Annotated in this window: 8 protein-coding genes; 5 read left to right on the forward strand and 3 right to left on the reverse strand. The window is 60.6% G+C overall.

All coding sequences use genetic code 11. The features are described 5' to 3' along the window. Positions 1-116: 116 nt before the first annotated feature. The 3 genes from FBX99_RS22840 (at position 117) to FBX99_RS22850 (ending at position 4599) form a co-directional block, all read left to right on the forward strand. Complete coding sequence (locus tag FBX99_RS22840; protein ID WP_041024076.1) at positions 117-1037, forward strand: hydrogen peroxide-inducible genes activator; 921 nt, start codon at positions 117-119, stop codon at positions 1035-1037. Positions 1038-1046: 9 nt separating this feature from the next. Continuing rightward, the gene (gene recG / locus FBX99_RS22845; protein ID WP_047702596.1) at positions 1047-3122 is read left to right on the forward strand and encodes an ATP-dependent DNA helicase RecG; all 2076 of its coding nucleotides are present in this window, start codon (positions 1047-1049) and stop codon (positions 3120-3122) included. Positions 3123-3201: 79 nt separating this feature from the next. After that, a complete protein-coding gene (locus FBX99_RS22850) occupies positions 3202-4599 on the forward strand; it encodes an aminoacyl-tRNA deacylase and HDOD domain-containing protein (protein ID WP_144929103.1) in 1398 nt (465 codons plus the stop codon). Between the two features lie 189 nt (positions 4600-4788). Here the strand turns inward: FBX99_RS22850 and FBX99_RS22855 are convergent, their stop codons facing one another. The 3 genes from FBX99_RS22855 to FBX99_RS22865 all read right to left on the reverse strand — a co-directional run bounded on the left by FBX99_RS22855 (position 4789) and on the right by FBX99_RS22865 (position 7334). Next, the gene (locus FBX99_RS22855; protein ID WP_144929101.1) at positions 4789-6159 is read right to left on the reverse strand and encodes a hypothetical protein; all 1371 of its coding nucleotides are present in this window, start codon (positions 6157-6159) and stop codon (positions 4789-4791) included. A gap of 124 nt (positions 6160-6283) precedes the next feature. After that, the gene (locus tag FBX99_RS22860) at positions 6284-6667 is read right to left on the reverse strand and encodes a helicase (RefSeq protein ID WP_144929099.1); all 384 of its coding nucleotides are present in this window, start codon (positions 6665-6667) and stop codon (positions 6284-6286) included. A 277-nt stretch (positions 6668-6944) separates the two neighbouring features. Continuing rightward, a complete protein-coding gene (locus tag FBX99_RS22865) occupies positions 6945-7334 on the reverse strand; it encodes a hypothetical protein (RefSeq protein WP_144929097.1) in 390 nt (129 codons plus the stop codon). A 656-nt stretch (positions 7335-7990) separates the two neighbouring features. Between FBX99_RS22865 and FBX99_RS22870 the strand changes: the two genes are divergently transcribed. Beyond that, a complete protein-coding gene (locus FBX99_RS22870) occupies positions 7991-8368 on the forward strand; it encodes a DUF6124 family protein (RefSeq protein WP_144929095.1) in 378 nt (125 codons plus the stop codon). Between the two features lie 4 nt (positions 8369-8372). Beyond that, a partial coding sequence (locus FBX99_RS29045; protein ID WP_218570873.1) for a hypothetical protein occupies positions 8373-8569 on the forward strand: 197 nt, incomplete at its 3' end.

Genomic DNA, 8569 nt, shown 5'->3' on the forward strand with positions numbered 1-8569 from the left:
ATAAATCCCCTCGCCACAGAAACATTGGACAGTGTCACACCGCGCCCGCAGTCTGATAACGTGCGTCTATCGATTGCAGCCGGTATGCTTGGCTCGCAACTTCACGGACGCTCGCCATGACCCTCACAGAATTACGCTACATCGTGACCCTCGCCCAAGAGCAGCACTTTGGCCATGCGGCCGAGCGTTGCCATGTCAGCCAGCCGACGCTGTCGGTGGGCGTGAAAAAGCTGGAAGATGAGCTCGGCGTGCTGATCTTCGAGCGCAGCAAGAGTGCCGTGCGCCTGACGCCGGTGGGTGAAGGCATCGTGGCCCAGGCGCAGAAAGTGCTTGAGCAGGCCCAAGGCATCCGCGAACTGGCCCAGGCCGGCAAGAATCAGCTGACCGCTCCGTTGAAAGTCGGCGCCATCTACACCGTCGGCCCGTACCTGTTTCCGCACCTGATCCCACAACTGCACCGGGTCGCCCCGCAGATGCCGTTGTACATCGAAGAAAACTTCACCCACGTGCTGCGCGACAAGCTGCGCAACGGCGAGCTGGACGCGATCATCATCGCCCTGCCCTTCAACGAAGCCGACGTGCTGACCCTGCCGCTCTATGACGAGCCGTTCTACGTGTTGATGCCGGCCCAGCATCCCTGGACCCAGAAAAAGACCATCGACGCTGGCCTGCTCAATGACAAGAGCCTGCTGTTGCTCGGCGAGGGCCACTGTTTCCGTGACCAGGTGCTCGAAGCCTGCCCGACCCTGACCAAGGGCAGCGAAGGCGCCAAGCACACCACGGTAGAATCCAGCTCCCTGGAAACCATCCGCCACATGGTCGCGTCGGGCCTGGGCATTTCGATCCTGCCGTTGTCCGCGGTGGACAGCCACCACTATGCCCCTGGGGTGATCGAAGTCCGGCCGATGACGGCGCCCGTGCCATTCCGCACCGTTGCCATTGCCTGGCGCGCCAGTTTCCCGCGGCCCAAGGCCATCGAGATCCTCGCCGACTCGATCCGCCTGTGTTCCGTGGCCAAGCCGCCTTCGGCCAAGTAAGCCTCGGCCATGACTGAGCTGTCCAAGGTACCGGTCACGACCCTCAAGGGTGTCGGTGAAGCCATGGCCGAGAAACTGGCCAAGGTCGGTCTGGAAAACCTCCAGGACGTGTTGTTCCACCTGCCGCTGCGTTACCAGGACCGCACCCGCGTGGTGCCCATCGGCCATTTGCGGCCCGGGCAGGACGCGGTGATCGAAGGCACCGTCAGCGGCGCCGACGTGGTCATGGGCCGTCGCCGCAGCCTGGTGGTGCGCCTGCAGGACGGCACCGGCGGGCTCAGCCTGCGCTTCTATCACTTCAGCAATGCGCAGAAGGAAGGCCTCAAGCGTGGCACCCGCGTGCGCTGTTACGGCGAGGCGCGGCCCGGAGCGTCGGGGCTGGAGATCTATCACCCGGAATACCGAGCCATCACCGGCGACGAACCGCCGCCGGTGGACGAAACCCTGACCCCGGTCTATCCGCTCACCGAAGGCCTGACCCAACAACGCCTGCGCCAGCTCTGCCAGCAGACCCTGACCCTGCTGGGTCCCAGCAGCCTGCCCGACTGGCTGCCCAAGGAGCTGGCCCGGGACTATCAACTGGCGCCGCTGGCCGATGCGATCCGCTACCTGCACCATCCGCCCGCCGATGCCGATGTCGAGGAGCTGGCCCTGGGTCATCACTGGGCCCAGCACCGGCTGGCCTTCGAAGAACTGCTGACCCATCAACTGTCGCAACAACGCCTGCGTGAAAGCCTGCGTTCGCTGCGCGCCCCGGCCATGCCCAAGGCGCGGGACCTGCCAGCGCGCTACCTGGCCAACCTGGGCTTCACGCCCACCGGCGCCCAGCAACGGGTCGGCAACGAAATCGCTTACGACCTGAGCCAACCCGAGCCGATGCTGCGGTTGATCCAGGGCGATGTGGGCGCGGGCAAGACCGTGGTCGCCGCCCTCGCCGCACTCCAGGCCCTGGAGGCCGGTTACCAGGTGGCGCTGATGGCGCCCACTGAGATTCTGGCCGAACAACACTTCATCACCTTCCAGCGCTGGCTCGAACCGTTGGGCATCGAAGTCGCCTGGCTGGCCGGCAAGCTCAAGGGCAAGAACCGCACCGCAGCCCTGGCGCAGATCGCCGAAGGCGCACCGATGGTGGTGGGTACCCATGCGCTGTTCCAGGACGAAGTGCAGTTCAAGAACCTGGCGTTGGTGATCATCGACGAACAACACCGCTTCGGCGTGCAACAACGCCTGGCCCTGCGCCAGAAAGGCGTGGGCGGGCGCATGTGCCCGCATCAGTTGATCATGACCGCCACGCCGATTCCGCGGACCCTGGCCATGAGCGCCTACGCCGACCTCGACACCTCGATTCTCGACGAACTGCCCCCCGGGCGTACCCCGGTCAATACCGTGCTGGTCACCGACACCCGGCGGGTCGAGGTGATCGAGCGGGTGCGCAGCGCCTGTGCCGAAGGTCGGCAGGCCTACTGGGTCTGCACGTTGATCGAAGAGTCGGAAGAGCTGACCTGCCAGGCCGCGCAAAGTACCTATGAAGACCTTACCGCCGCCCTTGGTGAGTTGAAGGTCGGGTTGATCCACGGCCGCATGAAACCCGCCGAGAAGGCCGCCGTCATGGCCGAATTCAAGGCCGGTGCCCTGCAGTTGCTGGTCGCCACCACGGTAATCGAAGTCGGCGTGGACGTGCCCAACGCCAGCCTGATGATTATCGAAAACCCCGAGCGCCTGGGCCTCGCGCAGCTGCACCAGCTACGCGGCCGGGTTGGCCGGGGCAGCGCCGCCAGTCATTGCGTGCTGCTGTATCATCCGCCGCTGTCGCAGATCGGCCGCCAGCGCCTGGGTATCATGCGTGAAACCAATGACGGCTTCGTCATCGCCGAAAAAGACCTCGAGTTGCGCGGTCCCGGTGAAATGCTCGGCACGCGCCAGACTGGTCTGCTTCAATTCAAGGTAGCCGACCTGATGCGCGACGCCGATCTGCTTCCTGCGGTACGCGACGCCGCCCAGGCTCTGCTGGAACGCTGGCCCGACCATGTCAGCCCACTGCTGGACCGTTGGCTGCGCCACGGGCAGCAATACGGCCAAGTGTGAGCACGCTCGCAGTTTCCGGGCGCACCTGCGTCAGCAAGCTGGTTATACTGCTGCACTTGTAGGAAAACGGATACAGACCATGACTGAAGCTGCCCTCGCCCCCGAAATTCCGCACGCTCCGTCAGTGATTCGGCAGTTGCTCGAGAAATTAGACATCGGCTTTGACGAAGTGATCGAGCGACCGAGCCTGAACCCCGCCCGCAAGGTGCAGGCGGTTCTGCTGCACGACGCCGTCGGCGCGCTCATGGTGTTGTTTCCACAAAGCCAGCTCCTGGACCTCAACCGCCTGGCAGAACTTACCGGTCGCAAACTCACGGCGGTACCGACCGAACGCCTGGAGCGCATGCTCGGCAAACACAACCTGAGCCTGCTGCCCGGCCTGCCGGCACTGACCAGCTCGCCGTGCCTGTACGAAGAAAGCCTGCTGCGCGAACCGAAGCTGCTGATCCACTCAGGCGAGCCGGGGGTGCTGCTGGAAGTCACCAGCGAGGCCTTCAAGAGCATGCTTACCAAGGCCAGCGCCGCGACGTTCGGCGAGCCCATAAGCAATATCACCCCCAACCTGGACCGCCCGCACGACGACCGCGCGGAAATCACCCAGGCCATGCAGGCCTTCACCGCGCGCCGGATCCAGCAACGGCTGGAAGAAACCATCGAGATCCCGCCGCTGGCGGAAACCGCGCAAAAAATCATCAAGCTGCGGGTCGATCCCGACGCCACCATCGATGACATCACCGGAGTCGTCGAAACCGACCCGGCCCTGGCCGCGCAGGTGGTGAGCTGGGCCGCGTCGCCGTACTACGCCTCGCCGGGCAAGATCCGTTCGGTGGAAGACGCCATCGTCCGGGTGCTGGGTTTCGACCTGGTGATCAACCTGGCGCTGGGCCTGGCCCTGGGCAAGACCCTGAGCCTGCCCAAGGACCACCCGCAACACGCCACGCCGTATTGGCAGCAGTCGATCTACACCGCCGCCGTCATCGAAGGCCTGACCCGTGCCATGCCCCGCGCCCAGCGCCCGGAAGGCGGCCTGACGTACCTGTCCGGCCTGCTGCACAACTTCGGCTACTTGCTGCTGGCCCACGTGTTCCCACCGCACCTCTCGCTGATCTGCCGCCACCTGGAGGTCAACCCGCACCTGTGCCACAGCTACGTGGAGCAGCACCTGCTAGGCATCAGCCGCGAACAGATCGGCGCCTGGCTGATGCGCTATTGGGACATGCCCGACGAACTGGCCACCGCCCTGCGCTTCCAGCACGACCCGCACTATGATGGCGAGTACGCCGCCTATCCGAACCTGGTGTGCCTGGCCGTGCGCCTGCTGCGAGCCCGTAGCGTCGGCTCCGGCCCGGACGAAGAAATTCCCGATGCGCTGCTTGAGCGTGTGGGTTTGACGCGGGAGAAGGCTAACGACGTGGTCAGCAAAGTGCTGGAAGCTGAAGTGTTGTTGCGGGAGTTGGCTTCGCAGTTTCATGGTTGAATACCGCTCTCATTGGGTTTTCCAGCCCAGTGAGAGCGGCTTCGCTCGCAAGAGGTACCGCAGGCGGTTTAACCCAAGTAACGTAGAATCCACTCATATCCGGAGCCACCGACGACTTCAAAACCACTGATCACGATCCGTTCATCTGTCATGATTACCTAGTGGGCGAATCATGATTTTTCTGAGCACTCAAACCAGATAGCGAACGATCCAGCTTCCACCGACGTGGGGCCAACCTGGACCGGTTAACCACGCCAAACCGCAAACGACGATCCGCCCGTCTGACATCAGCACCATATCCTCGACCGTTTCATACTGTCCGTCTTCGTCAAAAAGCACGAAACCGCTGCCATTGAAGGTGGAGTCCAGCGAACCATCAGAGTTGAAACGCGCTGTCAGCGCGAACACTTTCTCTTCAACCACGCCCCTGCCGACAGTGCCCGCGACAAGGATGGAACCGTCTGCCTGCCATATGCAGCGACGCCAATCTTGCCCCTGAGGTACCAACCTGGAGAAAAGTGGCTGCCCGCCATTGAAAGAAAAATCGAAGAATCCATCGCGACTTAACACGAACATCAGCCCATGACGGTGTTGGTCGCGCCAAATCTCCCCTGCAATAACGATCGCCCCGTCGTTTTCTCTTAGCGCCATTGCATTCGCATAAACGAAATTGGTATCCGCAACGGTCACAACGCCGACGCCGCCATTGAAACTCATATCGAGGCTACCCGTGACATCCAAACGCATCACGTAGACACCTCTGGAAGCCGGAGCGTCTTGGAAATACTCCCCGCAAACCAGCACCTTGCCATCATCTTGAACAGCAACCCCCCTGACACTGGTAGGGTTACGGGCGACACCCGGGAGTTCGATTACCACGAATCCACTCCCGTTAAAGGTGTCGTCAGTAGAGCCATCCGGGTTAAGACGAATCACCACCCATTGCCATTGGGACGGGTCGCCGTCGACATATCTCGCACTGGGCAGAACGATCTTTCCATCCAACTGCACCACCGCAGAGGCGCCCTTATTGCCAGAAGATCGCGGCCCTTGTGCGGAAGGTTCCCGGTCCCGCTGACTGAAAGTCGCCGCCCCCCCTTTTTGACTGCCACCCTTTGGCTCATTGTGGTACGGAAGCAGGCGCACACCGTCCTGGCCAAAGGAACTATCCAGCCGCCCGTCCGGCAAGTAGCGCAACACATAAGCGCCGCTATGATCGATCGATGAAAATTGACCGATCACCAGCCATCCACCCTCGCTCAGGGCACAGAGTTGGTAGAGGTCCAGGTCCAGACCTTCTATGGAGAATTCCACCAGGCCTGTCCCGGCTTCGCCAAACCCCATATCGATCAATCCATCCTCGTCCACTTTGGCCAGCCCAATGGCGGCGGGCTCTCCCGGCAAGAGCATGGCAATCAGCAGTTTGTTTTCAGCTAGCGGCAGGATGGCTTGCGTGAAGTATCCAGTGAATTCGGGGGTCGGCAGCGTCAGTACGCCACCGTCGGCGAAGGTCGGGTCCAACGTACCGGGGTTTTCTGCGGGGTGAATGGAACCGGCCATGATTTTTGCTCCGTCAAAGTATCAAGCTTTGATGAAGCGCCTAAACGAGCGAACCCGCACCTGTAGGAACTAGCAGGCCGATTGTCATTGGCAGCCATTTTGCTGGCTTATCAAGCCAAAGCTCTTACGTCCTAGGCTTGGCCTTCTTCGGCTTCAGATACCTGGTCAGCCCCTGGAACCAGATCACGAGCGCTGGGTTGCCCTTGATCTGGATCGACTTGTCTTGAATCCCTGTCATGAACGCTAACTGCTTGTTCTTGGCCTGCATCGTGGCGAAGCCATAGGCGGCGTCCTTGAAAGCGATGGCGAAGGCCGGGGTTGGGTAGGTGCCGGACTGGCTGGTGATGCGCTGGTTCTTCACGGTGAAATGCCGAGCGATCTTGCCGTCCAGGGTTTGCAGCTGGAACACCAGCTCCTTGTCACCCAACTGCTGCTGGAAGGCTGGATTGGTCCGGCTGGCCTTGCCCATCAATAACCCCAGCATCCACAGCAGAAAACGAAATTTCATGGGCACAGCCTCGTCAGAAAGATGAATGGCTGGGCAGTTTAGCGATTCTTCGGAATAACGCCATCATCGGATCGCGTTGGCGGGAGATGGACGTGTTTTCTTGAAAGATGACTGCTAAGTCACGGTACAGCACCGAGAGATCTTTTTTTCGATCCTTGCAGTCCAGGCTCCTGGCTGACCGCGTTAGCCAGCCTGAGCGAGGGACTTTTTCCCTCGCCACGAACCGGCCCGGTACACGGAGCCGGAACATTGAGCAGATCGACAGTGGAAGTCCGGCTCATTGAACAAAAATGCAGACAGGCACCGTACAAGCCCCTTTCTGGCCCGTCACGGTGATGTATTTGATGGGGGAAGGGCTATCATCCGGCACCAGGATATTGATGGGAACCTGAGGATAACTTTCGCTGTTATAACTCTGCGTCGGCTCGACTTTCTGAGACAGACCTTTCTGGCTGACCACGATGGGGATCTTACTTTTATTCCAGACCTGCGCCGTGGTGTTGGCCACAGGAACTGTGTCCGAAGCCGGAAGGGTCGCTTTAGGCAGCGCGTCCTGGGTGGCTGGCTCGGGGGTTGGAGCCAGGGCTGTCGCCGTCTCGGCGTTCGTGTGCTGCATGGAAAACGCAAGGAGCATGGCTATGACGTGGATCGAATGCTTGATGTCCATTTTTCCGGCCGTCCTTGATAAGGTGCCAATGTGCTAAACCAGCGTCCTTTCCTGCGAATACGGCTCTTTTGACGCATGGCTGTTGTCGTCAGGCAAGGCGTCGGGGCGAGCGGCACCGCAGCATGACGGTAACGGGCGACAGTGAGTCATGACTCAAACCCGTGGAGACATCATTCAACTATCTATACAGATGGGTGTCACCTGTAGGAACTGACAGGTCGCCAGCACGAGCAGGCTCGTTCCCTGCTCAGTCACCAAACCTAAAATCAAAAGATCGCAGCCTTCGGCAGCTCCTACATCCATTTCCGTAGGAGCTGCGAAAGGCTGCGATCTTTTGCTCTTTTCCCTCGCCAAACCCTCGGACATTTCCTTCAATACGCCGGGCTGTTCATGAACTAGGCAGCATTCTGAAGCGCCGCTAACCTCTTTCCGTCATCGGAAAAAGCGGTGACACGGACGTGCAAGTCCGGTTCGGTACGCAATTGGTTATGGCTATTGACCGAGCATTTTTCTATGCTCGCGTCCGTTATGGCGATTGTGCGTGGGAGACCTTCGGGTCTGCCGGCGGTACCGGACCGGTCTTGCACACCTACGCACAGTTGCCACCTCTTCGAATGCAAGCGAAAGGATGGCAACCCCAACTCTGGTACATAAATATGTTCAAGCCCACACCTAATCCGCCCCAAAGCGGCCATAAACCCCGCGTCGAAGCCCTCGAAGCCAAAAAGCACGAAGACGCCGCCACCCGCGCCCTCGACTACTACCTCAACCCCCAACCCTCCCCGCCTGAAGCCGACAAGCACCAGCTCTTCATCGTCGCCCCCAACATCGATACCGAAACCCTACTGGCCAACGCCTCCGAAGACCTGCAATCGATCAGCACCATCGCCGCCGACCTGGCCGATGACGTCGACGACTCACGCCGCTGCATCGCCCTGGCGATCAGTCGCATGGCCGATGGGGTTCAGTTGCTGGTTGAACGAGCGTTGGATGATCTGGAAACACGGGAGACGGCGCAGAACGCCACGGTATAAAGCCTTGCGACGATGCAAGCCGGGCCGACGCCATCGCGAGCAGGCTCGCTCCCACAATTGGATCGCGGTATGGCCGGGAAAGATAGGCCGGCCATCAGGCCGCCTCGCTTTTGCTTTTGCTTTTGCTTTTGCTTTTGCTTTTGCTTTTGCTTTTGCTTTTGCTTTTGCTTTTGCTTTTGCTTTTGCTTTTGCTTTTGCTTT

The organism is Pseudomonas sp. SJZ074, from assembly GCF_007828215.1.
Lineage (GTDB): Bacteria > Pseudomonadota > Gammaproteobacteria > Pseudomonadales > Pseudomonadaceae > Aquipseudomonas.